Consider the following 24,400-nt stretch of genomic DNA (forward strand, 5'->3'; position numbering starts at 1 on the left):
ATTTGATCAGACATTCCCTGGATGCTGCGAACCAATGGGGAACGGCGCCGGTAATCACGGATTCAAACACGGCTGCTCGCTGTATTGACAACAGATAAAACATGGGCGAATATTGAACACGAAACGAACGCGCCGATTTGTCTCAGCTTGCGGGCGCGAAATAAATACAGCTAAACCGAGTTTCGGAACAGAATCATCGAGACCCGCTTTAGCGCAAGCTGAGCGGGTTTTTTATTGCCTGTCACAAGCCGCCTGATTTGATGCCAGATTGCAGGGGCGGTTGATAAATTGCCTGCTAAAGCGGTGTTCGGTCTCCCCTTCGCTGACCGGCACCAGCCGGCCAACGTAACAAGGAGACCTTTCATGCAAAAGCCTGAAAATATTCTGCAACTTTCCCTCCCCCTCGGTGAAACTTTGCTGGATCAGGAAGAACCGCCAAAGCTCGATCACGACCTCGAGTGGTTACATGCGGACATGGCGCTAGGATTACGTAAGCACGCGGGATGAACTGGTGGCCTATTGTCGTGAGGAAGGGTTCGGGCCCCTCCTGCGCTTGTTTCCGGAACGTCCGCGGCTGGCCAGCCTGGGCTCCCATTTCCGTGCGGCTTCATGAAACAGAAGGACTAAAATGATGGAACAGATTCATGATATCGATCTTTCTTACCGTCCGGCTACATACTGGCCCGAGGCGCTGACACAGGAACAACTCATAAGTCGTATCAGTGGCAAGGTTCGTCAGGATATTGCGAGAGAGATATTGCAGACGGAGGGCTTCCCGGGGCTTACACCATTCCTCGCACGAGAGGAGCTACCGGAAGATGAAAAACAGGCGTGGGGCAGGATACATCCGGATCTTATGGGCGGGGAGTATCTGCCGCCACTTCTGGACGGCGAGGTCGAGATCGCGCATGTCAGCCTGGCATCCACGACCAGTGATCAGATCAGTATCAGGGCGAGGCGCGAAGACGACGTTATCATTTACAGGATCGTAAATGAATATGAAGAAGAGGGTTTTGTATACCAGCCGTTGTTCGACCGTTCAGATGAGCCACTAACGCTGGGAGAGCTGGTGAGGCTGCTCGATGGTTCGGAGATTCAGGGGGACATCTTTAGCGGTGGAGTGATCAGGGCGCATTGGGAACAGTGTATTGAATTTGATCCTGATGTAGACGCGGCGTTGCAGTTTGTGTCTGCCCATTCCTGTTTCTACCCGCAATTGGCGGATTATTATGAAGGGGTCGGTGAGGAATGGCGTAAAAAGCATGAAACTCACGATGAAGAAGAATGGGATTAAGCAATGAGCATGAGCAATCCATGATCTCGAATGGAGCGCACAAGGCCTATGATATCGTGGGTGATATCCACGGCTGTTACCAGTCGCTCGTGGCGCTGCTGGATCGGCTGGGCTATGTGAAGGATGATGGCGTCTACCGTCATGTGGATCGCAAAATGATTTTTCTGGGCGATTTTATTGATCGGGGTCCGGCGCAACATGAGGTTATCGATACTGTTCGCCGCATGATCGAGGCTGGGACGGCGCTGGCCGTCATGGGCAACCATGAGTTCAATGCCATCGCCTACGCAAGCCCCGATCCGAAATCCGGTAATTACCTGCGGCCACACTCGGATAAGAACAGACGCCAGCATCAGGCGTTTCTCGAAGCCTACGTGGATGATTCCAAAGGCTATGCAAAGGCAATCGAGTGGTTTAAGACCCTGCCGTTGTGGCTGGATCTGGGTAATCTACGTGTTGTGCACGCCTGCTGGGACAGTGGCATGATCCGGCGCATCGAGGATGTGCATGGTTCCCAATACCTGTATCAGGATCTGCTTTACGCCGCTTCGCAGCGGAGCGCCTGGCAGTTTGGGGCGATCGAGACGATCCTCAAAGGGAAGGAAATTCCACTTGGAGAAGGGGCGAGTTTCAGGGATAAAGACGGCAATAGACGTCATCACATCCGGGTGCGCTGGTGGGACAAGGATGCAACGACCTACCGCCAGGCCTTCATGGGACCGGAAAGCGTGATTGCGCACATACCCGAGGATGATATCGGGACAGAGCATTTACTCGAGTATGCACATGACGAGCCGCCACTCTTCTTTGGGCATTACTGGCTTGAGGGTGAACTCGGTCCATTGACAAATAATATTGCTTGTGTCGACTACAGTGTCGCCAAGCCTGGCGGCAGGCTGGTGGCTTACCGATGGAATGGTGAGAGAGTATTGAGTAAAGACAGGTTTGTATGGGTAGATCGTCAGGAAGTCGCTTAGTCACCAGAATTATCGCTGGTCGTACCTGCATTGGAGGGTTTAGAGGAGGTTTCGAATAATGAGGCCAATGCCCGAAGTTATTTTCCAGAAACATATATAAAAGACCTGTCCATATTTTTAAATGCCAATATGGTTGGTTTGCGCGGCGCGCTAGCAAGCATTTGTGGCTGTAGCCTTGAAAGCTTAATTTAATTCGAATTCACTGAGCGCCATAGTTTCATTCACACAGAATTCTAGAGACAGTATGCATATTTTGCCTGCAACAGAGTTCGATACGAATCCGCTCTCAGGCCTGGATTCTTCTACTCCGAGCGCAGCCGCGCGCGATAGCGCGTCTGACTAGCACGACTTGTTAAGCGCCGCTGCGCAGACCATGCCTATAAGCTGATCTCCCGGCTACCAATCCTAACGATAATACTAGGGTTATAGGGATAAGTAATATTTGAGGATTTGCTTTCCCAGAAAATAGCTCGGCTAAAAACCATGCTATGCCCGGCACTGTTAACAGCATGGCGGGGTACCACCAAGCGACTTTTAATATTTTGACGAAAAAGTAGGCTAAGAGATATGGGGTTACCAGCAGTATAACTAGCAATACTACTTGCTTGACATTTGATATATCACCAGAAAAAGCTAGCGCAAATGCCATGCTGACGATTGCCGACCCTATTGTGGGAAGTAACAAAGTAGTGACAGCATATCGCATCCAACTCGCCATAATATTGCAACCTAGGTGCTTAACTACTGAGGCCAGCCGCGTGCGGTACGCGCGTTGGACTGGGCCGATTGGTCATGTGCTTACCCACCAAATCTATCCTCGATATTCTCAATAAGACGCTTTCCATGTATTACGGCGACGATGAGGATTCTTTCCTGCTCTATTTTGTACACTAAACGATAGCTATAAATGAAACGCTCCCGGATATTTTCATTGCCGATTTCAGGAAGCACACGGCCGATTATTGAGCCTTGCATAAATAGTGAACATTATTCTGTTTTCGTTGTCTATGGAATCGGGTATGTTGGGAGGATTCCATGGACAGCAAGACGCAATGCAAAGAGCTGGAGAAGCGGCGACTGCGGGCCGGCCGCCTTCTCTTGAAAGGCGTCCCCCAGGCGGAAGTGGCGCGACGCGTGGGAGTAGCCCGATCAACGGTCTGCGGGTGGGCCCGGCGCCTGGAACAAGGCGGATTGGATGCGCTGCGGTCGACAGGTCTGCGCGGCCGTCCGGGTTCGCTGGACAAGGCCGACCTGCGTGAGCTGAAGCGGATCCTGTTGAAAGGCGCGCTGGCCAGCGGGTTTGCCACCGAGGTCTGGACCCTGGGGCGTGTGCGGAAGGTGCTGGACGAGCAGTTCGGGGTGCAGCTGTCAGAGTCGCAGGTCTCCCGCGTGCTGGGGCGCATGGGGTTCAGCTGCCAGCGGCCGGCCCGGCGCGCCTTGCAGCGCGATGAGCGTGCGGTGCGGGAGTGGAAGACCAAGCGCTGGCCGGCACTAAAAAAAACGCTGCAAAAGAGGGGCGTGTGATCGTGTTTGTCGATGAATCGGGTCTGTCGGAACGGCCCACACTGGTGCGCACCTGGGCACCGAAGGGACAGACGCCTGTCATCCAGTACAGCTTCACCTGGAAGCAGCTGTCGGTGATCGCCGGGGTCAGCTTCTGGCGTTTCTACTTTCGTCTGTTCCCCGGTACGATCCGTGCCCCCCAGTGCATCGAGTTCCTCAAGGCACTCAAGCGCCAGATCGGCAGGAAGCTGCTGATCATCTGGGATGGCCTGCAGGTCCACAAGAGCCGCCTGGTCCGTCAGTATGTCGAGGATTGCAATGGGCAGATTCAGATCGAGTTCCTGCCGGCCTATTCGCCGGAGCTCAACCCGGTTGAATATCTGTTCGGGCATCTCAAACCGCATGAGCTGGGTAACTTCTGTCCCAGGGACATCGGTGAATTGAGTGACTATGCCCGGCGCAGGCTCCGTTCCATGCAGCGACGCCAGAAGACACTGGTGACCGCGTTCTGGAAACAGGCCGAGCTTCCTTTGTGATGTGTTCATCATTTATGCAAGGCTCAATAATATAACGCCTCGCGTAACCGGCTGGCAATGGAGCGCAGCGGAATTGCCAGTCCGAGTTGACGCGTTTGTTAGAGCATCTACACTGCACTCTAAAAAAGCATATTTATTATTTCGCTGGCTAGATTCATACCAGCACGATGGTCACTGCTAGTTTTTGGAATTGATACGGTATAGCGGTTATCACCCATAAAAATTGCCTTATAGTGTTTTCCATCGCCTGATATCTCAAACCCAAGCTCTTCAAGAAAACGTCGGACATCATTAGTCATTGTTCGGTAACCTTTTAACTGCGCTTTAATTGAGGCGGCCTTAGATTCAATGTAAGCGCAAAATGACCGACGCCCTTGCGCTGTGGTGCCAAGTGACATTTGGGGGTGGGGTCCAGGGCTTGCAGGACGAGACGGGCGTGTTACATTGAGCCTCGGCAGGGATGCCGGGATCGCGACAGGGAGCGTCGATGTGAAGGTGCTGTAGGCGCCCGAGGTATCCAATGGCCGTGGCTGCAGGGAGGCGGCCACGGTCCTGCCGTCTCAGGCGCCGGGCAGCAGCGCCTCGATGGCTTCAATGGTATTGGCCCGGGGCAGTTCGCTGAACACCCGCCGCAAGTAGGCATAAGGCTCCAGCCCGTTCGCTTTGGCCGTCTCGATCAACGAGTACAGGTTGGCGCTGGCTTTCACGCCTTTTACGGATGTGCTGAACAGCCAGTTCTTGCGTCCAACCACGAATGGCCGGATGGCATTCTCCGCCCCGTTGTTGTCGATCTCCAGGCGGCCGTCCTCCAGGTAGCGAACTAGCTTGGGCCATTCGTTGTTCAGGTAGTTCAGCGCCTTTCCGGTGGCCGTGGCCGGCGGTACCTGTGGCAGGACCTCGTCCAGCCAGGTCCGCAGGGTTTCGAGCAGGGGTTTGGCGTGGCGCTGCCGATGCGCATGGCGGTCTTTCGGTTCGAGCGTGCGCGCCTGCTTTTCTACCCGGTACAGCTTCTGGATCAGCGCCAGACCCCGATGGGCATGGCCGCCTTTGCGGTTTTTGTGCTTGCCCTTGCCCTGCGCCTGCACCGCCTCGTGGAACTTGCGCCGTGCATGCGCCATGCAGCCCACGTGCGTCAGGCCATGGGCCGCCACAACAGCATTGTATCCATCATAGCCATCCGTTTGCAGATAGCCCGTAAAGCCCTCCAGCAGGCGCTTCGGCACCGTCTGGCTCCGGCTCGGGTCGTAGTCGTACAGCACCACCCGTTGCTCCGGTGGCCCGCCACGCTGCACCCACAGGTAGGACTTCGACCGGGCGGTCTTGCCCGGTGCCTTCAGCACCTGCACCGGCGTCTCGTCCATCTGCACGATGTCATAGGCCAGCAACCGGTCTCGCAGCAGGTTGATCACCGGCTGGACGAGCGCTCCGGCCTGGATCATCCAGTTTGCCAGCGTCGCCCGGGGCAGATCCACCCCGATCCGGTTCAGGATCGTCGCCTGCCGGTACAGCGGCAGCGCATCCTGGTACTTCGAGACCGTGATGTGCGCCAGCAGGCCCGGTGAGGCCAGGCTTTTGGGGATCGGCTGGGGCGGCAGCGGTGCGGTCTTGATGCACTGGCCGCAGGTGCAGGCGTACTGCTTGCGGATGTGCCGGATCACACGGATCTTCGCCGGGACGATATCCAGCTGTTCGGAACTCACCTCGCCGATCTCGGCCAGCCGGGCACCATCGCGCGGGCAGAACCGGTCCGGCTCCGGTAACTCGTGGACCACCTCGATACGAGGCAGTGTGTCGGGTAATGGCTTGCGACCGCGCTTCCTGCGGGTGTGTGCGGGGACCGCGACGACGGCGTCTTCATCAGACTCCGCAGCCTCGGCCTCAACCTCGGCTTCGTCGAACAGCCGGATCTGGTCGGGCGAGAGTTTTTCGCTGCTGGCCGCATAGCGCCGGGCCAGTGCGAGGTTCAGTTGTTCGGTGAGGGTGAGTACCTGCGCCTTGTAGCGCTGGTTCTCCGTGGTGAGTTGTTCGTTGCGGCTGAGCTGGTCGGCGACCAGTGCCTTGAGGGCTTCGACGTCATCCGGCAGCTGATCCAGTGCAATCGGCATGCACTCCATTATACGACAATGACCGGTAAAATACGCTACAAAACACTGCGATAGTGCAACCGTTCATGCGGCTGGAGGCGCATGACATCGTAACCGTCCAGCAGCCAGTTCAGTTGCTGGCCGGTCAGCGTGATGACCTCCGCATCCACCTTGCGCGGCCACTTGAAGCGGTCCCGCTCCAGGCGCTTGTGCCACAGGCAGAAGCCGTTGCGTTCCCAGTACAGGATCTTGACCTTGTCCCGCCGCCGGTTGCAGAACACGAACAGCTGCTCGGAGAACGGATCCAGCGCCAGGACCTCTTCTACCAGCACCGCCAGACCGTTGATCCCCTTGCGGAAGTCGACCACGTCCCGGCACAGGTACACAACGGGCAGGTCGTTCGAGGGCCGCATCATCTGAGCGTGGCCGCCGTGTTCAGGACGATCGCCAGGGCAGCGCTGTCCACCTCGCCAGAGAACGCCACCGACACACCGTTCGGTAACTGGATACGCCAGTCGTCACCGGCCGGGATCGGGGCTATCTGCACCCGCTGGAACCGGCTTGGCGGTGTGCGCGGCAGAACCCCCTTGCGAATCAGCGTCTGCTTCCCGGCGTACATCGCCGAGGCGGAGAAACCCTGTTCCGCCGCATACTCGGCAACCGTCTTTCCCGAGGCCTCACAGGCACGGACCTGTTCCAGCCAGTAGCGCTGACGCTCCGTCAGCTCGTTCTCTTCAACTCGATCCATCTTCTTGCTCCGCCATGTTTGAAATGGCGGAGCTTGCAGAAAACAGCTTCAGGCAGGTAGGGCGTCGTTTATTTTGCGGTTACCTTCAATTGATCGATACGGCGCCTTGCACTTAATTCTTTCAGGTACCCCCATGTGCAAGTACGTGGGGGACGGAGAGCGTTCAATCCCTCACGAAGTGAATCGGATATCTCGCGCTCCATATACAATGGATCGAATCCATAAGAGCTTGGCAATAATATTTCTCGACCTGCACTATGTGGCCAATATATACCTACTGCACCACCATATGCATTTCGGTTTGCCACTTCATGCATTAATCTAAATGAGAATTCCCTATTTGGCTCAACAACTACATGTGCCATCCCAGCAAACCAACGCGCCAGTTTTTCAGCATTGACAAAAGGCTGATTGTTTCCTCCGGAGCTAGCATAGACGACGGGCAAATCAAGACCGGACTGGCCATTTATTAAACTAGCCGCAAGATCAATTTCATCATTCTTCAGAGAGCATGGAACGTCCTGAACATGGAGATCGCCATCTGATCCACCGCCGATATTTTCGAGCAATTGTCTTACAATGTAGGGCTTTTTCGGATTGGGTATAAATGTCCCTGGATTGCTTGCATCACATGATACCTGAACAGATATAAGGAATTTATTATCATCCTTCGATCCTATTATGTCCGTTATCCATCGCAGATCGTTTTCCAATTTCGAATATCTAAGCCCGAATACCTTGTTTTCGTCACTATCGAACTGAATGTAGCTGAGTGTTTCAGAGTCAATGCTATGTTCCCACTCTAAATCGTTCTTCACTAGTGTCCGGAAAAACCGTTCTTCTTTGTCGCTAACTCATTGTTAATACGAGAGTAATATGCCATTTTCGCCTGTCACCGACTTGAACTGGCCATTGGGCCAGGGGCACGCTTTAGCCCGGTATCCCGGGTCGGAGCGGTCAAGTCATGTACACAGGCAAACTCGTGTTCGCACAGGCGATGGATCATCTGCCTTTGCACACCCTTCGGCGCTGCATCCAGCGCTACAACGGCAACCGCCACGTAAAACGCTTCAGCTGCCAGGATCAGTACCGGTGCATGGCCTTCGCACAACTCACCTACCGGGAGAGCCTGCGCGATATAGAGGCCTGCCTCAATGCCCAAAGCAACAAGCTCTACCACATGGGTATTCGCTCTCGCGTAGCCCGCAGTACCCTGGCCGAGGCCAACGAAAAACGCGACTGGCGGATCTACGCAGACTTTGCCCAGTCGCTGATCCAAATCGCACGACGGCTTTATGCCGACGAGGAACTCGGGCTCGAACTCGACAACACGGTCTACGCGCTCGACGCCACCACCATCGACCTTTGCCTGTCGGTCTTTCCCTGGGCTCGCTTCCGGCGAACCAGGGCGGCTGTCAAGCTGCATACCCTGCTCGATCTACGAGGCAATATCCCCTCGTTTATCCATATCTCCGATGGAAAACTCCACGATGTCAACGTGTTCGACCTGCTATTGCCAGAGCCCGGAGCCTTCTACGTCATGGACCGCGGCTATACAGACTTCGAGCGTCTCCATCAGCTCCACCATGCGTCGGCTTTTTTCGTCATTCGCGCCAAGTCCAACCTGAAATTCCGTCGGATCTACTCTCATCCCGTGGACAAGAACTCCGGCCTGCGTTGCGACCAAACCGTAGCGCTGACCGGGTTCTATACCGCCCAGTACTATCCCGACCGACTACGCCGGATCAAATATTACGATGCCGAGACCGACAAGCGGTTGGTCTTTCTGACCAACAACTTCAGCATTCCGGCGATCACTATCACCGAGCTTTATCGCTATCGCTGGCAGGTGGAGCTGTTCTTCAAATGGATCAAGCAGCACCTGCGAATCAAGTCGTTTTTCGGTACCTCGGAGAATGCCGTCAAGACTCAGGTCTGGATCGCCGTCTCCGTCTATGTGCTGGTCGCCATCATCAAGAAGCGTCTCAATATCCAGGCCAGCCTCTACTCGATACTACAGATTCTGAGTGTGACCGCTTTCGAAACAACATCAATAGATCAACTACTTACAAGATGCGACCAAGCAATAAGCGATGCAAATTTCAGTAACCAGTTGAATCTATTTGACTAATATTCCGGACACTAGTGATCGTTCTTATGACTTTCAATCTCTTCTTCTTTTAGCTGCGAGTGTGGACTTCCAAGAATCCAGGTATTTGCAATTGAAATCAGCTCATCTACCTCTGCTTCCGGTCTTACTGGGAAAAGCGTATTGAATTTCAACATGGGCTGAGTTTCCTCGTTATTTATTGCTCTAACAGTGTGTATCCGGAAAACGTCCATGTTTAAACACGGAAGGTTTCCGTATAGTCCTCCAGCCCCTTTTCCGCCAGGGGCGATCATTTCCATGAAGCTAGCGCGTCTTTTGGGCTATTTCAATAGGACATCGTTGATTTTGTCGCCGGGTTTCAGGCTGGAGGCCGGGCTTATGATTCGTCAATTACGGAAGTTTTCCATCTAGCCCGCTTGCTTTCGACGTTGCCGGCGCTATACTGTATGGACGTACAGGTCATGGGGGATGCATGGATGCAGCATGACAGTCGCACGTCGCCTTTTCTGAAACTTGTCCGCAACGCCATCCGGGTTAGGCATTACAGTATCCGGACGGAGCAGGCGTATGTGGATTGGATCAAGCGCTTCATTTTGTTTCATGGCAAGCGGCACCCCGCTGAAATGGGGGAGGCTGAGGTGGGTGAGTTTCTCACCTATCTGGCGGTGCGGCGTAAGGTGGCGCCTTCTACGCAGAATCAGGCGCTGAATGCGCTGGTGTTTCTTTACCGGTATGTATTGGGGCGTCCGCTGGGTGAAATCGTCAACGCGGTCCGTGCAAAGAGGAAGCAGCGGTTACCGGTGGTGCTGACGCACAACGAGGTGCGCGCCCTGTTGCGGCATCTGGATGGCGAACACTGGCTGGGGGCCTTCCTCATGTATGGGGCAGGCCTGCGCGTGATGGAATGCGTTCGCCTTCGGGTACAGGATGTCGATTTCGATCACCGCGCCATTCTGGTTCGTAACGGTAAGGGCGGAAAGGACCGGGTGGTGACCCTTCCTGATGAACTGATCGTTCCGTTGCGGCGGTACCTGGACGCGGTGCGAAATGTTCACGACAAGGATCTCCGGGATGGCTTTGGCGAGGTATGGTTGCCCTATGCGCTTGCCCGGAAATATCCGTATGCGGCTAGAGAGTGGGGCTGGCAGTATGTATTTCTCGCCAGCCGGCGCAGTGTCGACCCGCGTTCCGGCATCGAACGGCGCCACCACATCGACGAGAGCAGCTTGCAGAAGGCGGTAAAAAAGGCGGTGCGGCGGGCTGGCATCCGCAAGCCGGCGAGTTGCCACACCCTGCGGCATTCATTCGCCACCCATCTTCTCGAACGCGGCATGGATATCCGTACCGTGCAGGAGCAGCTCGGTCACAAGGGTGTGCGCACTACGCGGATCTATACCCATGTGTTGCGGCGGGGTGGCAATGCGGTGGTCAGTCCTTTGGGCGGGGTGCTGGATTCACGGCAGCAGGATATTGCGTACGCACATGTTATATGATGATATGAGCGTACGCACCAGACGTGGGTCATGACCATGAGCGCCCAGGCAACTCCCGATGCCCTTGAGGAAACGGCTGTTTTGGCGCAGGCCACCTTGAATGCCGCCAAGGCGCTTGGGGTAGCTCTGCAGGACCTCCAGTCCATCATCGGCAAACACCCTTCCAACATCCGCCGCCACGGCCTGGACCCCGCAAGCAAACCGGGGGAACTGGCGCTGCTGCTGATTCGCATCTACCGCGGCTTGTATGCGCTGGTTGGAGGCGACGCGGCCGCCATGAAGCACTGGATGCGCACACCCAATCGGGATACCGGCGGCATTCCCGCGGAGCAGATCCGGTCGGTACCGGGGCTCCTGGAAGTATTGGTCTATCTCGATGCCATGCGGGGCGTTCATTAGATGGATTGGCAGGACTGTGTGGAAAGGGCCGAGTGCCGCCTGCTAAACGGAACCCTCGTGCGGATGGTGGAAAGCCAGGAGCAGGTTGCAAGCAGTAACATCGTTGACTCCCTTTCCGCCCAGGTGCTGCTGGAAACCATGATTGAGCGCTCCAAGCCGCGTCTCCAACCGGGCACGGAATCGCTTCACTATCTTTTGGCCACGCCTTTCCGCTATCCACCGCTGAAACATGGATCCCGATTCGGCAAGCGCCACGAACCCGCTTTGTTTTATGCTCCGGAAGCGAACACACGCTTCTCCATGAATGTGCCTATTACCGTTTTGTATTCTGGACCGGCATGGCAGAACCGCCACCATCCCTTCTCCTTACCCAACATACTCAATTCTCGGCCACCTATCATGGCCAGGGACTGTGCCTGCAAGCCCCTCCTTTCATCGCTTATCGCGACACCCTGAGGAGCCCCGATGACTACAGTGCGAGTCAGGCACTGGGGAGCACCATGCGGCAGGCAGGTGTCCAGTTGTTCGAATATGAATCCGCCCGCGACCCTGAAGCCGGCATCAATGTTGCTCTATACACACCGATTGCTCTGGTCTCGAAGACGCCCAGTGATCAGAAATCCTGGCTGTGTGAAACCAGCGGGAGTTCGGTCACCTTTTCCAGCACTGGTGGAGAAGCGCTGCGGTTCGATCGCTCGTTGTTCGAACTGGATCGTGGATTCCCGCGCCCCGCGGCTTGATTGCGGAATATGCCGCTGGCGCCAGATGCAATCCAGAAATACCAGCGGCTTTCAGTGGCGAGCCGTGAGCAGGCCTTGGATGCCAGGGCTTTTCTCTGTGCTGAGGGATGGGTCGGGAACGGTGCAGTGTGTTGGAGGCGGAGGTGATCGCGGCCTGGTGGCCGCTCCTACAGGAGGCTTCTGCGGGTGATCGGCCAACCAGCTTTGTCAGCTTCATCTTGAGAATCGAATCCTTGATGCAATCTGCGGATTAAGCAAAAGGGATGTCGCCTGCTTTCTGTCCTGTCTTGTACTTGAGCGGTGGCTTTCGGTGACGAGCCGGGAGCAGGCCTTGGATGCCAGGGCTTTTCTCTGTGCTGAGGGATGGGTCTGGGAACGGTGCAGTGTGTTGGAGGCGGGGTGATCGCGGCCTGGTGGCCGCTCCTACAGGTGGGCTTCTGCGGGTGATCGGGCAACCAGCTTTGTCAGCTTCATCTTGAGAATCGAATCCTTGATGCAATCAGCGGACTGAGCAAAAGAGATGTCGCCTGCTTTCTGTCCTGTCTTGTACTTGAGCGGTGGCTTTCGGTGACGAGCCGTGAGCAGGTCTTGGATGCCAGGGCTTTTCTCTATGCTGAGGTATTGGGAAAGCCTTTGGGGAAGGCTGATGGGGGGCAGGGAAAGGTGTGGTGTGTCGGGGCGCGGGTGATCGCGGCCTGGTGGCCGCTCCTACAGGAAGCTTCTGCGGGTGATAGGCCGCCAGATTTGTCGCTGCTTCAGTCCTCCCCCGACCAGGCGCTCAGCAGCAGCATGGCGCCGGCACCGCCCAGCATCCAGGTCAGCAGCGGTGCGCCGCCGACCATCAGCGGGGCGAAGCCGTCCAGGCCGTAGATCACGGCCGCGGAGACCACCAGCGCGCTGCCGGTGATGGCGGAGACGGTGCGCCGGTTGGCGCGGCGCATCTCCTCGCGCAGCCGGTCCAGTTCCTTTGAGGACCATTGCAGTTCCAGGCGGCCGTTGGCGGCCTTCTGCAGGGTGCTGTGCAGCAGCTCGGGCAGTTCCGGCAGGGTCTCGGCCCAGGTTGGCAGGCTCTGCTTGAGGTTGCGGGCGAAGGCGCGGGCGCCGACCTGCTCGCTCATCCAGCGTTCCAGGAAGGGCTTGGCGGTCGACCACAGGTCGAGGTCCGGGTAGAGCTGGCGGCCCAGGCCCTCGATGTTGAGCAGGGTCTTCTGCAGCAGCACCAGTTGCGGCTGCACCTCCATGTCGAAGCGGCGCGCGGTCTGGAACAGGCGCAGCAGCAGCTGGCCGAAGGAGATGTCCTTCAGGGGGCGTTCGAAGATCGGCTCGCAGACGGTGCGGATCGCCGATTCGAACTCGTCCACCCGGGTGTCGCGCGGTACCCATTCCGATTCCACGTGCAGCTCGGCGACCCGGTGGTAGTCGCGGCGGAAGAAGGCCAGCAGGTTCTCCGCCAGATAGCGCTGGTCCTCGGGACTCAGGGTGCCCATGATGCCGAAGTCGACGGCGATGTAGCGGCTGTCCTCGGCGACGAAGATGTTGCCCGGGTGCATGTCGGCGTGGAAGAAGTTGTGGCGGAACACCTGGGTGAAGAAGATTTCCACGCCGCGTTCGGCGAGCAGCTTGAAGTCCACCCCCTGGCGACGCAGCGCCTCGATGTCGCTGATCGGCGTGCCGCTGATGCGCTCGATGACCATCACGCTGCGCCGGCACAGCGGCCAGTGCACCTCGGGCACGTAGAGCATGGGTGAATCCAGGAAGTTGCGCCGCAGTTGGGAGGCGTTGGCCGCCTCGCGCAGCAGGTCCAGCTCGTCGAGGATGGTGGTCTCGAACTCGCGTACCACCTCCACCGGCCGCAGGCGCCGCGCGTCGCGCGAGTAGCGCTGGGCCATGGCGGCCACGTAGTAGAGCAGCGAGACGTCGCGACGGATGACCCGCTCGATGCCCGGGCGCAGCACCTTGACCACCACCTGCTCGCCGCTGTGCAGGGTGGCGGTGTGCACCTGGGCGATGGAGGCCGAGGCCAGTGGTGTCTCGTCGAAGGCGGCGAACAGCTCGCCGACCGGGTGGCCGAGTTCGCGTTCGATCAGCGCCCGCGCCTGTTCGCCGGGGAAGGGCGGCACCCGGTCCTGCAGACTGGCCAGCTCGTCGGCGATGTCGTCCGGCAGCAGGTCACGGCGGGTGGAGAGGATCTGCCCGAACTTGACGAAGATGGGCCCCAGTTCCTCGAGTGCCTGGCGGATGCGTTCGCCGCGCGGCCGGCGCTTGCGCGGCAGCCAGTTCCAGGGCAGCAGATAGAGCAGGTAGCGGACCGGCCGGAACAGGTGGGTGGCGAAGATGATCTCGTCCAGCCCGTTGCGGACCAGCACCAGGTTGATGTACAGCACGCGCCACAGTTGTCCGGGACTGAGCATCGCGGGCGGCCTCAGGCGTCGTCCCGTTGCCGCCGGGCGAGCCGCGTCTCGAGCCGCTTGACCCGCGCCTCCAGCCGGTCGACGTCCTCGCGGCAGCGGTCCACCTCGGCCATGAAGTCCTCGATCTCGTAGCGGGTCGGCAGCAGCCGGGCCTCCTCGCGCAGGTATTCGCCGAGGTCCTGGCGCAGGGTGTCGGCACTGTGCTGCAGGAAGCTGCCGGTCTCGCGCAGCAGCCGGCCGGCCTGGTGGGCGGCGGCGTCGCCCACCAGGCGCGACAGCCATTCCTCCCAGTCGAACTCGAGGCTGGCGAGCAGGGCCTGGAAGCGGTGACCGACGGCGCTGTCGCCGCGGATCTGCACCTCGCCGCCGAACAGGCCCTCGCCGGTCTTGCCGAGTCCCATCCGCGCCAGCGCCAGGGGGGTGCCGCTGATCAGGGTGTCGGGGCTGCCCTCGTAGTTGAGCATCACCGCGATGCGGCCCTCCGCCGGCAGGAAGTAGAGGGTCTGGCCGAGGCCGCGCAGCTCCACGGCGATCACCTTGCCGTCGAGGGCCGTGAGGCCGGCGGCCGCCTCCGGGTCTGCGGCGAGCAGCCCGTCGAGGGCCGCCTCCAGCGCGGCGGTGAACAGGGTGGCGGTGCTCATGCCGGGCTCCGCATCAGAACTTGAAGCCGCGGTGCAGGGCGACGATGCCGCCGCTCAGGTTGTGGTAGTCGCAGTTCTCGAAGCCGGCCTGCTCCATCATGCCCTTCAGGGTCTCCTGGTCCGGGTGCATGCGGATGGATTCGGCGAGATAGCGGTAGCTGTCGGCATCGTCGGCGATCAGCTTGCCCATCAGCGGCAGGATCTTGAAGGAATAGAGATCGTACAGCGGCTGGAAGGCCGGCACGGTGACCTTGGAGAACTCCAGCACCAGGGCGCGGCCGCCCGGCTTCAGTGCCCGGTACATGGAATCCAGGGCGGCCTGCTTGTCGGTGACGTTGCGCAGGCCGAAGGCGATGCTGATGCAGTCGAACTGGTTGTCGGGAAAGGGCAGGCGCTCGGCGTTGGCCAGCACGTATTCCACGTTGCCGGCGATGCCCTGGTCGAGCAGCCGGTCACGGCCGGCGCGGAGCATGGCGGCGTTGATGTCGGACAGCACCACCAGGCCCTCGCGGCCGACCAGTCGGGCGAAGCGCGCGGTCAGATCGCCGGTGCCGCCGGCCAGGTCCAGCACCCGGTGGCCGCGGCGCACGCCGCTCATCTCGATGGTGTAGCGCTTCCACAGACGGTGGATGCCGAGCGACATCAGGTCGTTCATGATGTCGTACTTGTCGGCCACCGAGTCGAACACCGCCCGCACCCGCCGGGCCTTTTCCTCGACCGGAACCTGCTGGAAGCCGAAGTGGGTGCTCTGCTTGTCGTTCATGGCCGGATTGTCCTGTGCTGGAGCGGGCCGGCGCCACATGCGGCCGGCCTCAGGGGCGGCAATACCATACCATTTCCATGGCTGCGGCGGACAGCGCGCCGGCCCGGCGGGTCAGATGATCTCGTCCGGGCTGCGGCGCTTGTGGCCGGCGGCGGCCAGCCGCTCGAGGTAGTCCTGCCAGTGCTGCTCGTAGTTCTTGCCCAGGTCGTAGAGGGTGTCCCAGGCATAGATGCCGGTGTTGTGGTTGTCGTCGAAGTAGATCTGCACGCCGTAGTTGCCGACCGGCACCACGTTCTCGATGTTGACGTCCTCTTTGCCGACCTGCAGCACGCCCTGGCCCGGTCCGTGGCCCTGGACCTCGGCAGAGGGCGAATAGACCCGCAGATACTCGGCCGGCAGGTTGAAGCTCTCGCCGCTCTCGAAGCTGATCTCCAGGGTGCGTGACTTGGTGTGAACCTTGATCTCGGTGGGATGCATGCTCATGGGTGTTCCTCGAATCTATGGGTTGGCGGCAGGGGTGTCGTCGGCGGCGGCCCCTGCGCGGGCGGTTCTCAGAGAATGTAACGGCTCAGATCCTCGTCGCCGGCCAGGCTGTCGAGGTGCTGCTCGACGTAGGCGGCGTCGATGCGCAGTGTCTCGCCGGCCTTGTCCGAGGCCTCGAAGGAGATGGTCTCCAGCAGCCGCTCCATCACCGTGTGCAGGCGCCGGGCGCCGATGTTCTCGGTGCGTTCGTTGACCTCCCATGCGACCTGGGCGATGCGCTCCACGCCGTCCGGCAGGAACTCCAGGGTCACCCCCTCGGTGGCCAGCAGGGCGCTGTACTGCTCGGTGAGCGAGGCATCCGGCTCGGTGAGGATGCGCACGAAGTCTTCAGCCTCCAGGGCGTCCAGCTCGACGCGGATCGGCAGCCGGCCCTGCAGCTCGGGGATCAGGTCGGAGGGTTTGGACAGATGGAAGGCGCCGGAGGCGATGAACAGGATGTGGTCGGTCTTGACCATGCCGTGCTTGGTGGTCACCGTGCTGCCCTCGACCAGCGGCAGCAGGTCGCGCTGCACGCCCTCGCGGGAGACGTCGGCGCCGCTGCTGCCCTCGGCGCGCTGGGTGACCTTGTCCAGCTCGTCGAGGAAGACGATGCCGTTCTGTTCGACCAGTTCCAGGGCGCGGGTCTTGAGGTCCTCGTCGTTGACCATCTTCGCCGCCTCCTCGTCGCACAGCAGGCGGAAGGCCTCGCGCACCTTCAGCTTGCGGGTCTTGGTGCGGCCGCCGCCCAGGTTCTGGAACAGCCCCTGCAGCTGGCTGGTCATCTCCTCCATGCCCGGCGGCGCCATGATCTCCACGCCCAGCGGTGCCTGGGACAGCTCGATCTCGATCTCGCGTTCGTCCAGCCGGCCCTCGCGCAGCATCTTGCGCAGCTTCTGGCGGGTCTCCGTGGCCGTGCCCTCGGCGGGCGCCGGTTCGCTGAGAAAGCCGCTGCCGCGCGGTTGCGGCAGCAGGGCGTCGAGGATGCGCTCCTCGGCGGCGTCCTCGGCCCGGTGGCGGACCTTCTCCAGCGCCTGTTCGCGGCTCATCTTGATGGCGGCATCGACCAGGTCGCGGATGATCGACTCCACGTCGCGGCCGACATAGCCGACTTCGGTGAACTTGGTCGCCTCGACCTTGATGAAGGGGGCGTTGGCCAGCTGTGCCAGGCGGCGCGCGATCTCGGTCTTGCCGACACCGGTCGGGCCGATCATCAGGATGTTCTTGGGGGTGATCTCGTTGCGCAGCGATTCGTCCACCTGCATCCGCCGCCAGCGGTTGCGCAGGGCGATGGCCACCGCCCGCTTGGCCGCGGCCTGGCCGATGATGTGCTTGTCCAGCTCCTGGACGATCTCGCGTGGCGTCATTTCCGACATGGGCTCAGCCTTGGTACTCCAGGGTCTCGATGGTCAGGTTGTGGTTGGTGTAGATGCAGATGTCGGCGGCGATGTGCAGGCCCTTCTCGACGATCTCCCGGGCAGAGAGCTCGGTGTTCTCCAGCAGGGCGCGGGCCGCCGCCTGGGCAAAGGGGCCGCCGGAGCCGATGGCGATCAGCCCCTCCTCCGGCTCCACCACGTCGCCGTTGCCGGTGATGATCAGCGAGGCATTCTTGTCGGCCACCGCCAGCAGGGCCTCCAGGCGGCGCAGCATGCGGTCGGTGCGCCAGTCCTTGGCCAGCTCCACGGCGGCCCGGGTCAGGTTGCCGCGGTGGCGTTCCAGCTTGGCCTCGAAGCGCTCGAAGAGGGTGAAGGCATCCGCCGTGCCGCCGGCGAAGCCGGCCAGCACCTGGTCCTGGAACAGGCGCCGCACCTTGCGGGCATTGCCCTTCATCACCGTGTTGCCCATGCTCACCTGGCCGTCGCCGCCGATCACCACGCAGCCGTTGCGCCGCAGCGAAAGGATGGTCGTTCCGCGATACTGCTCCACTGTCCCTGCCTCGTTGCGAAGGGCATCCGATTGTACACCAACGCCCTGGCGCAAAGCAGGGCGAAAGCTGGGGGTATTCAGGCCTTGTGTACGCATCAATACGTACATACACTGACGTATACTTTAAGTGCATCATGAGCGGAACGAACATGCGCACGACACTGAACATCAATGATGACCTGCTGCTGGAAGCCCAGCGGTTGACGGGTCTGAAAGAAAAGACGGCCCTGGTGCGCGAAGGCCTGCGCGCACTGATCGAGCGCGAGAGCGCGCGCCGGCTCGCCCGGCTCGGCGGAACGGAGCCCGGTCTCGAGGACATCCGCCGGCGGCGCACGGGCACGAAGTGATCCTGGTCGACACATCGGTCTGGATCGATCATTTCCGGACGGGTGACCCCGGGCTTGCGGCGCTGCTCGAAGACTGCCGGGTGCTTGCCCACCCCTTCGTCATCGGCGAACTCGCCTGTGGAAACCTCGCCCGCCGCTCCGACATCCTGGGGCTCCTTCAGGATCTTCCCCAGGCCACGGTGGCGACCGACGCCGAAGTACGTGTCTTCATCGAACGTCACCGATTGATGGGCCGGGGCATCGGTTACGTCGACGCGCACCTGCTCTCTTCCGCCGCCCTCACCGAATCCGCGCGCCTCAGGACGCGGGACAAACGCCTGGCCGAACTGGCCGCCGAACTCGGCCTGGCCAACGCGCCTTCCTCCTGAGCCTATTTCCGACGGGGGTTTTGGGAGCGCCGAGTTGTACTCCGCGTGTGCCGGCTGGCGGTGCTCCCGGAGGGGCATTTCCGCCGGGTGCGGGGGTGGGCATGATCGCGGCCAGGAGGCCGCTCCTACAGGGGTCATTTCCGCCGGGCGCGGGGGTGGGCCTTGTCGTAGACCTCGGCCAGGTGCTGGAAATCCAGGTGGGTATAGACCTGGGTGGTGCTGATGTCGGCGTGGCCGAGCAGTTCCTGCACGGCACGCAGGTCCCCGCTCGATTCCAGCAGGTGGCTGGCGAAGGAATGACGCAGCATGTGCGGATGGACGTGCTGCGGCAGGCCCTGGCGCTGCGCCCAGCGGGCCAGGCGCTGCTGTACCGAGCGCTGGCCGAGCCGCCGGCCGTTGCGGCTCACGAACAGGGCCGTTTCCTCGTCGGCGGCGAGCCCGCCGCGGTCGGCCAGCCAGCGTTGCAGGGCGGCGATGGCCTGGCGGCCGACAGGGACGATGCGCGTCTTGCCGCCCTTGCCCCGCACCGTCACCAGGCCCTGCTTCAGGTCCAGATCGCCCAGCTCCAGGCCGACCAGTTCGGAGAGCCGCAGCCCCGAGGAATAGACGAGTTCCAGCATGGCCCGGTCGCGGCGGGCCAGCGGATCGTCCTCGCGGATGTCCAGCAGCCGTGCCATCTGGTCGACGTCGACCGCTGCCGGCAGGCGTTTCTCGCCCCGCGGTGCGGTCACGTTCTGCGCCGGGTTGTGCCGGAAGCGCCGGTTGTCGAGACGGATCAGGTGGTTGAAGAAACCACGTATCGCCGACAGCCGGCGCTGGATGCTGCGCCCGGCGAGGCCCCGGCGGTGGCAGCGGGCGGCGAATTCGCGCACCTGGCGGATGTCGACCTCCTCCCAGCGCCCGAGGCCGGCGCGCGTGCAGTCCTCGGCGAAGGCCGCAAGATCGCGGCGGTAGGCGCTCAGGGTATGCGGGGACAGGCGGCGCGTTGCCGTCAGGTGCTGCAGGTAGTCGGCGAGCAGGCGCTGGGCGGTGGCGTTCATGGCCGGGGCCTCGCGGGTGCCGCCGGGGTCAGCTGCCCTTCCCCGGCAGATGCGGCTGCAGGGCGCAGCTCACCAGCTCGCTGAGCTTGGCCAGCAGCTCGGTGTCCATCGCCGGATGGTAGTAGTCGGGGTCGCTGTTGCCGACCGCCAGCAGGCCGTATTCGGCCGTCTCGCCGAGCGGGATCAGGGCCGCGGAGCGGATGCCGTCGGCGAGTTCGCCGAACAGGTAGTCGAGCTGCTCGGGACTCAGCTGGCCGCACAGTGGCCGCACCTGCTGGAAGAAGCGCTCGAAGGCGGCCAGTGCGGGATCGTCCGGGTCCAGGTGGCGGGTCCGCGGCACGCCGCGCTCGGGGTCCAGGCCGGCCAGCCGCAGGCCCACGGCGTCGGCGCCGAACTCGCTGCCCAGGTGGTCGTGGAGCACGGCGATGGTCTCTTCCAGGGTGCTGCAGCGCATCAGCGCCAGGGTCAGCCGGTGCAGGTTGGTGAGCAGGGCATCGTTGCTGCGGCCGATCTCGACCAGCTCCAGCAGCTTGCGCCGGTACTGCCGGTTCTGCTCGCGGAGGACGCCGATCTGGCGCTCGATGAGCGACACGGCGCCATCGGTGGGATGGGGGACGTCCAGCTCGGCGAGCAGCGCGGGGCGCTCGGCCAGAAACTGTGGATGCCGGCGCAGGAAGTCCTCGACCTGTTCGGCGGAAAGGCCGGCGGCGGCGTGCTCTGGGGATTGGGTGCTCATAGTTCGATGCTGCCTTCGAAGACGCTGACCGCCGGTCCCGTCATGTAGACCGGCGCCGCGTCACCCGCCCAGCTTATCACAAGATCGCCGCCCGGCAGCTCGACCTCGACCTGTTCGTCGAGCAGTCCCTGCAGCCGGCCGGCGACCACCGCGGCGCAGGCGCCGGTGCCACAGGCCTCGGTCTCGCCGGCGCCGCGCTCATGGACCCGCAGCCGGATGTGGCCAGGGTCCAGCACCTGCATGAAGCCGACGTTGACCCGCTGCGGGAAGCGCGGGTGGTGTTCGATCAGCGGGCCGAGGCGCGCCACCGGTGCGGTGTCGACGTCCTCGACCTGGAGCACGGCATGCGGGTTGCCCATCGACAGGGCGCCGATCTGCAGCGCCTCGCCCTCGACCTCCAGCGCATAGCGCGCGGCGCGCGTCGGGGCCTGGAAGGGGATGTCGGCCGGGTCGAGGCGCGGCGGCCCCATGTCCACCCGCACCTGGCCGTCGGCCTGGATCTGCAGTTCGATCAGGCCGCCGCGGGTCTCGACCCGGATCCGGTCGCGGTCGATCAATCCGTGGTCACGGACGAAGCGGGCGAAGCAGCGCGCACCGTTGCCGCACTGCTCGACCTCGCCGCCGTCGGCATTGAAGATGCGGTAGCGAAAATCGGCGTCCGGCCGCGTGGCCCGTTCCACCAGCAGCACCTGGTCGCAACCGATGCCGCGCCGCCGGTCGGCGATGAAGCGCACCTGTGCCGGGGTCAGCTCGACCTGCTGGTGAATGGCGTCGAAGACCACGAAATCGTTGCCCAGGCCGTGCATCTTGGTGAACTGGAGGCGCATGGAGGGCAAGGATACCGAAGACACTGGTTGGAAGACAGGAGAAGTGCGGTCTGCAGGCCGCTCCTACGGGGCATGGCGGCATCCTGGCAGGAGCGGCCTCCAGGCCGCGATTGGACGGGCATCGCCCGGCCCATTTGCCGCGGCCGGCTGCCCGCGCCTGCGGGCTGGTGGTTGGCTGGCTAGCCCGGATATTGCGCCAAGGCGGTCTGCATGAACGGCTTCAGGCTGTTCTACAAGGGCGAGGTGGTCGTGAGAGCGTTGCTTGGGCGGGTGCCTTGCGTCTCGATCGCGGCCTGGAGGCCGCTCCTACGGGGCATGGCGGCACCCTGGTAGGAGCGGCCTCCAGGCCGCGATTGGTCGGGCATCGCCCGGCCCATTTGCCGCGGCCGGCTGCCCGCGCCTGCGGGTTGGTGGTTGGCTGGAGAGGGAATGGAAAAATACGCGATCAGGAACACCAGCGCCGACAAGGTCATGAAACGTCTTCGCCCAGCACCGGGGTCAACAGCCAGTCTCTCGGCAGGCCGTTGAGGATGGCGGCAAGCATCATGATGAGCCGGATTCCGAGGCCTTTTGCCAATACGCCAGCCATGGTGAATGAAGATTCCCCGCGTTACCGTTCATCGGCACAGCATGCGCCGCAGTTCGGGGATGCCCTTGCTACGGCGGCAGCAGATGCTCGCCCGCGAACAGTGCCTCGATGGTCTCCCGTTCCCGCACCAGATGGGCCTGGTCGCCGTCGACCATCACCTCGGCGGCGCGCGGTCGGGAGTTGTAGTTGGAGCTCATGGTGAAGCCGTAGGCGCCGGCGGAGCGCACCGCCAGCAGGTCGCCCTCGGCCAGCGCCAGCGGCCGGTCCTTGCCGAGGAAGTCGCCGGTCTCGCATACCGGACCGACGACGTCCCAGGTCTTTTCCTCGCCCGGATGGGGGCTGACCGGCACGATCTCCTGCCAGGCGCCGTACAGGGCCGGGCGCAGCAGGTCGTTCATGGCGGCGTCGACGATGGCGAAGTTGCGGTGCCCGGTCTCCTTCAGGTACTCGACCCGGGTCAGCAGCACGCCGGCATTGCCGGCGATGGCGCGTCCCGGTTCGAGCAGGATCTCGATGTCGCGCTCGCCGAGGGCGGCGAGCAGCGGGGCCACGTACTCGGCCGGCGACGGCGGACCCTCGTCGCGGTAGCGGATGCCCAGGCCGCCGCCGAGGTCCAGGTGGCGGATGGGGATGCCGTCGGCGGCCAGCCGGTCGAGCAGCGTCAGGACCCGCTGCAGGGCGTCGACGAAGGGTGCGGTCTCGGTGAGCTGGGAGCCGATGTGGCAGTCGATGCCGGTCAGTTCCAGGTGCGGGTTGGCGGCGGCCTCGCGGTAGACCTCGAGGGCCTGCCCGATGTCGATGCCGAACTTGTTCTCCTTGAGGCCGGTCGAGATGTAAGGGTGGGTGCCGGCGTCGACGTCCGGGTTGACGCGCAACGAGACGGGCGCGCGCTGGCCGCACTCGGCGGCGACCTCCGCCAGGCGCGCCAGCTCGGCGGTGGATTCGACATTGAAGCAGCGGATGCCGGCCTGCAGGGCGCGGCGCATCTCCTCGCGCCGCTTGCCGACGCCGGAGAACACCACACGGCCGGGGTCGCCGTCGGCGGCCAGCACCCGTTCCAGCTCGCCGACCGAGACGATGTCGAAGCCGGAGCCGAGCCGGGCGAACAGGTTGAGCACGGCCAGGTTGGAGTTGGCCTTGACCGCGTAGCAGATCAGGTGGGGCCGCCCGGCCAGCGCCCGGTCGAAGGCGTGCCAGTGCTGTTCCAGGGTGGCGCGGGAGTAGACATAGCAGGGTGTGCCATGGCTGGCGGCGATCTCGGTCAGGGGGACGGCCTCGGCGTGCAGTTGGCCATCGTGGTAGTCGAAGTGGTCCATGCGGCGTTCAGCGGTTTTGTTGCTGGGCCTCGTCCGGCAGGTAGAGCGGCCCCTTCTGGCCACAGCCCGGCAGCAGGGCGCCGGCCATGCCGAGCAGCAGGACGAGGGCGAGTCGGGCGGCGGTCGCGGGCATGGGATTCCCCCGGTGAAAGACGTTGGTCGGCGACCTTAGCGTACTGGCGGCGGCGAGACAATGGCCGGCGGCGTTGCGTCGTGGCCGGCGAGACCGCACAATCGATGCCGCGGGCGTACTGCCGTGGAGGACAGCCAGATGAACAGCGAGGTGCTGCCGGGCGTGGTCATCCAGCCGCCTGGCCCTGCCGTCGCCAGCGTCCTCTGGTTGCACGGTCTGGGCGCGGACGGCCACGATTTCGAGCCGCTGGTCCGCCAGCTCGGACTGGTCGAGGCCGGTGTGCGTTTCGTGCTGCCGCATGCGCCGCTGCGGCCGGTGACCATCAACGGCGGGATGCGGATGCGTGCCTGGTACGACATCTGCCACCCCGACCTGCAGCGCGAGCCGGACGAGGCGGGCTTCCGCGAATCGGTGGCGATGCTCGGCCGGCTGGTCGAGGCGGAACGCGCCCGCGGCCTGGCCAGCGAGCGCATCCTGCTGGGCGGTTTCTCACAGGGCGGCGCGGTGGCCCTGCATGCCGCGCTGACCTGGGCCGAACCCCTGGCCGGGGCCATGGTGCTGTCCAGCTACCTGGTGCTGCCCGAGGCACTGGCCGCGGAGCAGAACCCGGCCAACGCCGCCCTGCCGGTCTTCCTCGGCCATGGCCGGGCGGACCCGCTGGTTCCGCTCGCCGCCGCCGAGGACGCCCGCGACCGGCTGCAGGCGCTGGGCCATCCGGTGAGCTTTCATGTCTATGACATGCCGCACTCGGTCTGTGTGGAGGAGATCGCGGACATCCGGGACTGGCTGGCGGCGCGGTTGCTCGATTAGCCGACCCGCAGGCGTGGTCAGCCGGTCACGGCAAATGTGGCGGGCATCGCCCGCGGCTGGCCGCCCAATCGCGGCCTGGAGGCCGCTCCT

At 62.2% G+C, this 24,400-nt stretch carries 28 protein-coding genes and 1 pseudogene; 11 read left to right on the forward strand and 18 right to left on the reverse strand.

Translation table 11 applies throughout. The annotated features are described in order from the left end of the window. Window positions 1–363 precede the first annotated feature (363 nt). The 3 genes from QVG61_RS00240 (at window position 364) to QVG61_RS00250 (ending at window position 2,271) form a co-directional block, all read left to right on the forward strand. Complete coding sequence (locus tag QVG61_RS00240) at window positions 364–507, forward strand: hypothetical protein (protein ID WP_289931288.1); 144 nt, start codon at window positions 364–366, stop codon at window positions 505–507. Window positions 508–628: 121 nt separating this feature from the next. After that, window positions 629–1,294 (forward strand): hypothetical protein, encoded by a 666-nt coding sequence (locus tag QVG61_RS00245; RefSeq protein WP_289931289.1) that lies wholly within the window; start codon window positions 629–631, stop codon window positions 1,292–1,294. After that, the gene (locus QVG61_RS00250; RefSeq protein WP_289931290.1) at window positions 1,285–2,271 is read left to right on the forward strand and encodes a metallophosphoesterase; all 987 of its coding nucleotides are present in this window, start codon (window positions 1,285–1,287) and stop codon (window positions 2,269–2,271) included. Before QVG61_RS00245 ends, QVG61_RS00250 begins: the two co-directional genes overlap by 10 nt. A 798-nt stretch (window positions 2,272–3,069) precedes the next feature. Here QVG61_RS00250 and QVG61_RS00255 read toward each other — a convergent pair. Then, window positions 3,070–3,246, reverse strand: coding sequence for a type II toxin-antitoxin system RelE/ParE family toxin (locus QVG61_RS00255; protein WP_289931291.1), 177 nt, complete (start codon window positions 3,244–3,246; stop codon window positions 3,070–3,072). 60 nt (window positions 3,247–3,306) lie between these two features. Between QVG61_RS00255 and QVG61_RS00260 the strand changes: the two genes are divergently transcribed. Continuing rightward, window positions 3,307–4,310 (forward strand): IS630 family transposase gene (locus tag QVG61_RS00260; RefSeq protein ID WP_289930011.1). Its coding sequence is split into 2 segments (ribosomal slippage): window positions 3,307–3,772 and window positions 3,772–4,310, totalling 1,005 coding nucleotides; the frame shifts between segments, so codons are not numbered across the junction. A gap of 119 nt (window positions 4,311–4,429) precedes the next feature. Here the strand turns inward: QVG61_RS00260 and QVG61_RS00265 are convergent. The 5 genes from QVG61_RS00265 to QVG61_RS00285 form a co-directional block, all read right to left on the reverse strand. After that, window positions 4,430–4,609, reverse strand: coding sequence for a hypothetical protein (locus QVG61_RS00265; RefSeq protein WP_289931292.1), 180 nt, complete (start codon window positions 4,607–4,609; stop codon window positions 4,430–4,432). A 261-nt stretch (window positions 4,610–4,870) separates the two neighbouring features. Continuing rightward, the gene (locus QVG61_RS00270; protein WP_289930005.1) at window positions 4,871–6,415 is read right to left on the reverse strand and encodes an IS66 family transposase; all 1,545 of its coding nucleotides are present in this window, start codon (window positions 6,413–6,415) and stop codon (window positions 4,871–4,873) included. A gap of 35 nt (window positions 6,416–6,450) precedes the next feature. Beyond that, window positions 6,451–6,810, reverse strand: coding sequence for an IS66 family insertion sequence element accessory protein TnpB (tnpB, locus tag QVG61_RS00275; RefSeq protein ID WP_289930004.1), 360 nt, complete (start codon window positions 6,808–6,810; stop codon window positions 6,451–6,453). Further along, entirely contained in the window at window positions 6,807–7,142 is a 336-nt protein-coding gene (locus tag QVG61_RS00280; RefSeq protein WP_289930003.1) for a hypothetical protein, read from the reverse strand. The genes tnpB and QVG61_RS00280 overlap by 4 nt, the downstream gene beginning before the upstream one ends. Before the next feature lie 68 nt (window positions 7,143–7,210). Beyond that, on the reverse strand, window positions 7,211–7,960 hold the full coding sequence (locus tag QVG61_RS00285; protein WP_289931293.1) for a hypothetical protein: 750 nt from the start codon (window positions 7,958–7,960) through the stop codon (window positions 7,211–7,213). A 146-nt stretch (window positions 7,961–8,106) separates the two neighbouring features. Between QVG61_RS00285 and QVG61_RS00290 the strand changes: the two genes are divergently transcribed. Then, on the forward strand, window positions 8,107–9,273 hold the full coding sequence (locus QVG61_RS00290) for an IS4 family transposase (protein ID WP_289930013.1): 1,167 nt from the start codon (window positions 8,107–8,109) through the stop codon (window positions 9,271–9,273). An 11-nt stretch (window positions 9,274–9,284) separates the two neighbouring features. On the opposite strand, the gene QVG61_RS00295 is transcribed toward QVG61_RS00290, so the two are convergent. Then, window positions 9,285–9,428 (reverse strand): hypothetical protein, encoded by a 144-nt coding sequence (locus tag QVG61_RS00295; protein ID WP_289931294.1) that lies wholly within the window; start codon window positions 9,426–9,428, stop codon window positions 9,285–9,287. A 300-nt stretch (window positions 9,429–9,728) separates the two neighbouring features. On the opposite strand from QVG61_RS00295, the gene QVG61_RS00300 reads away from it, so the two are divergent. From QVG61_RS00300 to QVG61_RS00310, 3 genes and pseudogenes are all read left to right on the forward strand, one after another. Further along, window positions 9,729–10,745 (forward strand): integron integrase, encoded by a 1,017-nt coding sequence (locus tag QVG61_RS00300; protein ID WP_289931295.1) that lies wholly within the window; start codon window positions 9,729–9,731, stop codon window positions 10,743–10,745. 30 nt (window positions 10,746–10,775) lie between these two features. Further along, on the forward strand, window positions 10,776–11,144 hold the full coding sequence (locus tag QVG61_RS00305; protein WP_289931296.1) for an MbcA/ParS/Xre antitoxin family protein: 369 nt from the start codon (window positions 10,776–10,778) through the stop codon (window positions 11,142–11,144). Beyond that, window positions 11,145–11,884 (forward strand): annotated as a pseudogene (locus tag QVG61_RS00310) (RES family NAD+ phosphorylase). Window positions 11,885–12,639: 755 nt separating this feature from the next. On the opposite strand, the gene ubiB reads toward QVG61_RS00310, so the two are convergent. From ubiB to hslV, 6 genes are all read right to left on the reverse strand, one after another. Then, the gene (gene ubiB, locus QVG61_RS00315; protein WP_289931297.1) at window positions 12,640–14,295 is read right to left on the reverse strand and encodes a ubiquinone biosynthesis regulatory protein kinase UbiB; all 1,656 of its coding nucleotides are present in this window, start codon (window positions 14,293–14,295) and stop codon (window positions 12,640–12,642) included. Between the two features lie 11 nt (window positions 14,296–14,306). Next, window positions 14,307–14,936 carry an SCP2 sterol-binding domain-containing protein gene (locus tag QVG61_RS00320; protein WP_289931298.1) on the reverse strand — a complete coding sequence of 210 codons (630 nt, stop codon included), beginning with the start codon at window positions 14,934–14,936 and terminating at the stop codon, window positions 14,307–14,309. 13 nt (window positions 14,937–14,949) lie between these two features. Next, window positions 14,950–15,699: a bifunctional demethylmenaquinone methyltransferase/2-methoxy-6-polyprenyl-1,4-benzoquinol methylase UbiE gene (gene ubiE, locus QVG61_RS00325; protein WP_289931299.1), complete on the reverse strand. Its 750-nt coding sequence runs from the start codon at window positions 15,697–15,699 to the stop codon at window positions 14,950–14,952. Between the two features lie 111 nt (window positions 15,700–15,810). Beyond that, on the reverse strand, window positions 15,811–16,182 hold the full coding sequence (locus tag QVG61_RS00330; protein WP_289931300.1) for a DUF971 domain-containing protein: 372 nt from the start codon (window positions 16,180–16,182) through the stop codon (window positions 15,811–15,813). Window positions 16,183–16,250: 68 nt separating this feature from the next. Beyond that, window positions 16,251–17,594, reverse strand: a complete 1,344-nt coding sequence (gene hslU, locus QVG61_RS00335) for an ATP-dependent protease ATPase subunit HslU (RefSeq protein ID WP_289931301.1) — start codon at window positions 17,592–17,594, stop codon at window positions 16,251–16,253. 4 nt (window positions 17,595–17,598) lie between these two features. Next, complete coding sequence (gene hslV, locus QVG61_RS00340) at window positions 17,599–18,144, reverse strand: ATP-dependent protease subunit HslV (protein WP_289931302.1); 546 nt, start codon at window positions 18,142–18,144, stop codon at window positions 17,599–17,601. A gap of 149 nt (window positions 18,145–18,293) precedes the next feature. Between hslV and QVG61_RS00345 the strand changes: the two genes are divergently transcribed. Beyond that, window positions 18,294–18,491: a type II toxin-antitoxin system VapB family antitoxin gene (locus QVG61_RS00345; RefSeq protein ID WP_289931303.1), complete on the forward strand. Its 198-nt coding sequence runs from the start codon at window positions 18,294–18,296 to the stop codon at window positions 18,489–18,491. Continuing rightward, window positions 18,488–18,859 carry a type II toxin-antitoxin system VapC family toxin gene (locus QVG61_RS00350; RefSeq protein WP_289931305.1) on the forward strand — a complete coding sequence of 124 codons (372 nt, stop codon included), beginning with the start codon at window positions 18,488–18,490 and terminating at the stop codon, window positions 18,857–18,859. Before QVG61_RS00345 ends, QVG61_RS00350 begins: the two co-directional genes overlap by 4 nt. A gap of 134 nt (window positions 18,860–18,993) precedes the next feature. On the opposite strand, the gene xerC is transcribed toward QVG61_RS00350, so the two are convergent. The 5 genes from xerC to QVG61_RS00375 form a co-directional block, all read right to left on the reverse strand. After that, window positions 18,994–19,899 carry a tyrosine recombinase XerC gene (gene xerC, locus QVG61_RS00355; RefSeq protein WP_289931306.1) on the reverse strand — a complete coding sequence of 302 codons (906 nt, stop codon included), beginning with the start codon at window positions 19,897–19,899 and terminating at the stop codon, window positions 18,994–18,996. Window positions 19,900–19,927: 28 nt separating this feature from the next. Then, a complete protein-coding gene (locus QVG61_RS00360; RefSeq protein ID WP_289931307.1) occupies window positions 19,928–20,635 on the reverse strand; it encodes a DUF484 family protein in 708 nt (235 codons plus the stop codon). Beyond that, complete coding sequence (gene dapF / locus QVG61_RS00365) at window positions 20,632–21,462, reverse strand: diaminopimelate epimerase (protein WP_289931308.1); 831 nt, start codon at window positions 21,460–21,462, stop codon at window positions 20,632–20,634. The genes QVG61_RS00360 and dapF overlap by 4 nt, the downstream gene beginning before the upstream one ends. Window positions 21,463–22,119: 657 nt before the next feature. Then, window positions 22,120–23,367: a diaminopimelate decarboxylase gene (gene lysA, locus QVG61_RS00370; RefSeq protein ID WP_289931309.1), complete on the reverse strand. Its 1,248-nt coding sequence runs from the start codon at window positions 23,365–23,367 to the stop codon at window positions 22,120–22,122. A 7-nt stretch (window positions 23,368–23,374) separates the two neighbouring features. Continuing rightward, entirely contained in the window at window positions 23,375–23,500 is a 126-nt protein-coding gene (locus QVG61_RS00375) for a lipoprotein (RefSeq protein ID WP_289931310.1), read from the reverse strand. Window positions 23,501–23,638: 138 nt separating this feature from the next. On the opposite strand from QVG61_RS00375, the gene QVG61_RS00380 reads away from it, so the two are divergent. Next, complete coding sequence (locus tag QVG61_RS00380; protein ID WP_289931312.1) at window positions 23,639–24,310, forward strand: dienelactone hydrolase family protein; 672 nt, start codon at window positions 23,639–23,641, stop codon at window positions 24,308–24,310. The last annotated feature ends 90 nt before the right edge of the window (window positions 24,311–24,400 follow it).

The sequence above is a fragment of the Thiohalobacter sp. IOR34 genome (genome assembly GCF_030406045.1).
Taxonomy (GTDB): domain Bacteria; phylum Pseudomonadota; class Gammaproteobacteria; order Thiohalobacterales; family Thiohalobacteraceae.

What these genes read in the sequence shown, in the direction of transcription:
- QVG61_RS00240 (WP_289931288.1), top strand. Translation starts at nt 364, where the DNA reads ATGCAAAAGCCTGAAAATATTCTGCAACTTTCCCTCCCCCTCGGTGAA.
- QVG61_RS00245 (WP_289931289.1), top strand. Translation starts at nt 629, where the DNA reads ATGATGGAACAGATTCATGATATCGATCTTTCTTACCGTCCGGCTACA.
- QVG61_RS00250 (WP_289931290.1), top strand. Translation starts at nt 1,285, where the DNA reads ATGGGATTAAGCAATGAGCATGAGCAATCCATGATCTCGAATGGAGCG.
- QVG61_RS00255 (WP_289931291.1), bottom strand. Translation starts at nt 3,246, where the DNA reads ATGCAAGGCTCAATAATCGGCCGTGTGCTTCCTGAAATCGGCAATGAA.
- QVG61_RS00265 (WP_289931292.1), bottom strand. Translation starts at nt 4,609, where the DNA reads ATGACTAATGATGTCCGACGTTTTCTTGAAGAGCTTGGGTTTGAGATA.
- QVG61_RS00270 (WP_289930005.1), bottom strand. Translation starts at nt 6,415, where the DNA reads ATGCCGATTGCACTGGATCAGCTGCCGGATGACGTCGAAGCCCTCAAG.
- tnpB (WP_289930004.1), bottom strand. Translation starts at nt 6,810, where the DNA reads ATGATGCGGCCCTCGAACGACCTGCCCGTTGTGTACCTGTGCCGGGAC.
- QVG61_RS00280 (WP_289930003.1), bottom strand. Translation starts at nt 7,142, where the DNA reads ATGGATCGAGTTGAAGAGAACGAGCTGACGGAGCGTCAGCGCTACTGG.
- QVG61_RS00290 (WP_289930013.1), top strand. Translation starts at nt 8,107, where the DNA reads ATGTACACAGGCAAACTCGTGTTCGCACAGGCGATGGATCATCTGCCT.
- QVG61_RS00295 (WP_289931294.1), bottom strand. Translation starts at nt 9,428, where the DNA reads ATGTTGAAATTCAATACGCTTTTCCCAGTAAGACCGGAAGCAGAGGTA.
- QVG61_RS00300 (WP_289931295.1), top strand. Translation starts at nt 9,729, where the DNA reads ATGCAGCATGACAGTCGCACGTCGCCTTTTCTGAAACTTGTCCGCAAC.
- QVG61_RS00305 (WP_289931296.1), top strand. Translation starts at nt 10,776, where the DNA reads ATGACCATGAGCGCCCAGGCAACTCCCGATGCCCTTGAGGAAACGGCT.
- ubiB (WP_289931297.1), bottom strand. Translation starts at nt 14,295, where the DNA reads ATGCTCAGTCCCGGACAACTGTGGCGCGTGCTGTACATCAACCTGGTG.
- QVG61_RS00320 (WP_289931298.1), bottom strand. Translation starts at nt 14,936, where the DNA reads ATGAGCACCGCCACCCTGTTCACCGCCGCGCTGGAGGCGGCCCTCGAC.
- ubiE (WP_289931299.1), bottom strand. Translation starts at nt 15,699, where the DNA reads ATGAACGACAAGCAGAGCACCCACTTCGGCTTCCAGCAGGTTCCGGTC.
- QVG61_RS00330 (WP_289931300.1), bottom strand. Translation starts at nt 16,182, where the DNA reads ATGAGCATGCATCCCACCGAGATCAAGGTTCACACCAAGTCACGCACC.
- hslU (WP_289931301.1), bottom strand. Translation starts at nt 17,594, where the DNA reads ATGTCGGAAATGACGCCACGCGAGATCGTCCAGGAGCTGGACAAGCAC.
- QVG61_RS00345 (WP_289931303.1), top strand. Translation starts at nt 18,294, where the DNA reads ATGCGCACGACACTGAACATCAATGATGACCTGCTGCTGGAAGCCCAG.
- xerC (WP_289931306.1), bottom strand. Translation starts at nt 19,899, where the DNA reads ATGAACGCCACCGCCCAGCGCCTGCTCGCCGACTACCTGCAGCACCTG.
- QVG61_RS00360 (WP_289931307.1), bottom strand. Translation starts at nt 20,635, where the DNA reads ATGAGCACCCAATCCCCAGAGCACGCCGCCGCCGGCCTTTCCGCCGAA.
- dapF (WP_289931308.1), bottom strand. Translation starts at nt 21,462, where the DNA reads ATGCGCCTCCAGTTCACCAAGATGCACGGCCTGGGCAACGATTTCGTG.
- lysA (WP_289931309.1), bottom strand. Translation starts at nt 23,367, where the DNA reads ATGGACCACTTCGACTACCACGATGGCCAACTGCACGCCGAGGCCGTC.
- QVG61_RS00375 (WP_289931310.1), bottom strand. Translation starts at nt 23,500, where the DNA reads ATGCCCGCGACCGCCGCCCGACTCGCCCTCGTCCTGCTGCTCGGCATG.
- QVG61_RS00380 (WP_289931312.1), top strand. Translation starts at nt 23,639, where the DNA reads ATGAACAGCGAGGTGCTGCCGGGCGTGGTCATCCAGCCGCCTGGCCCT.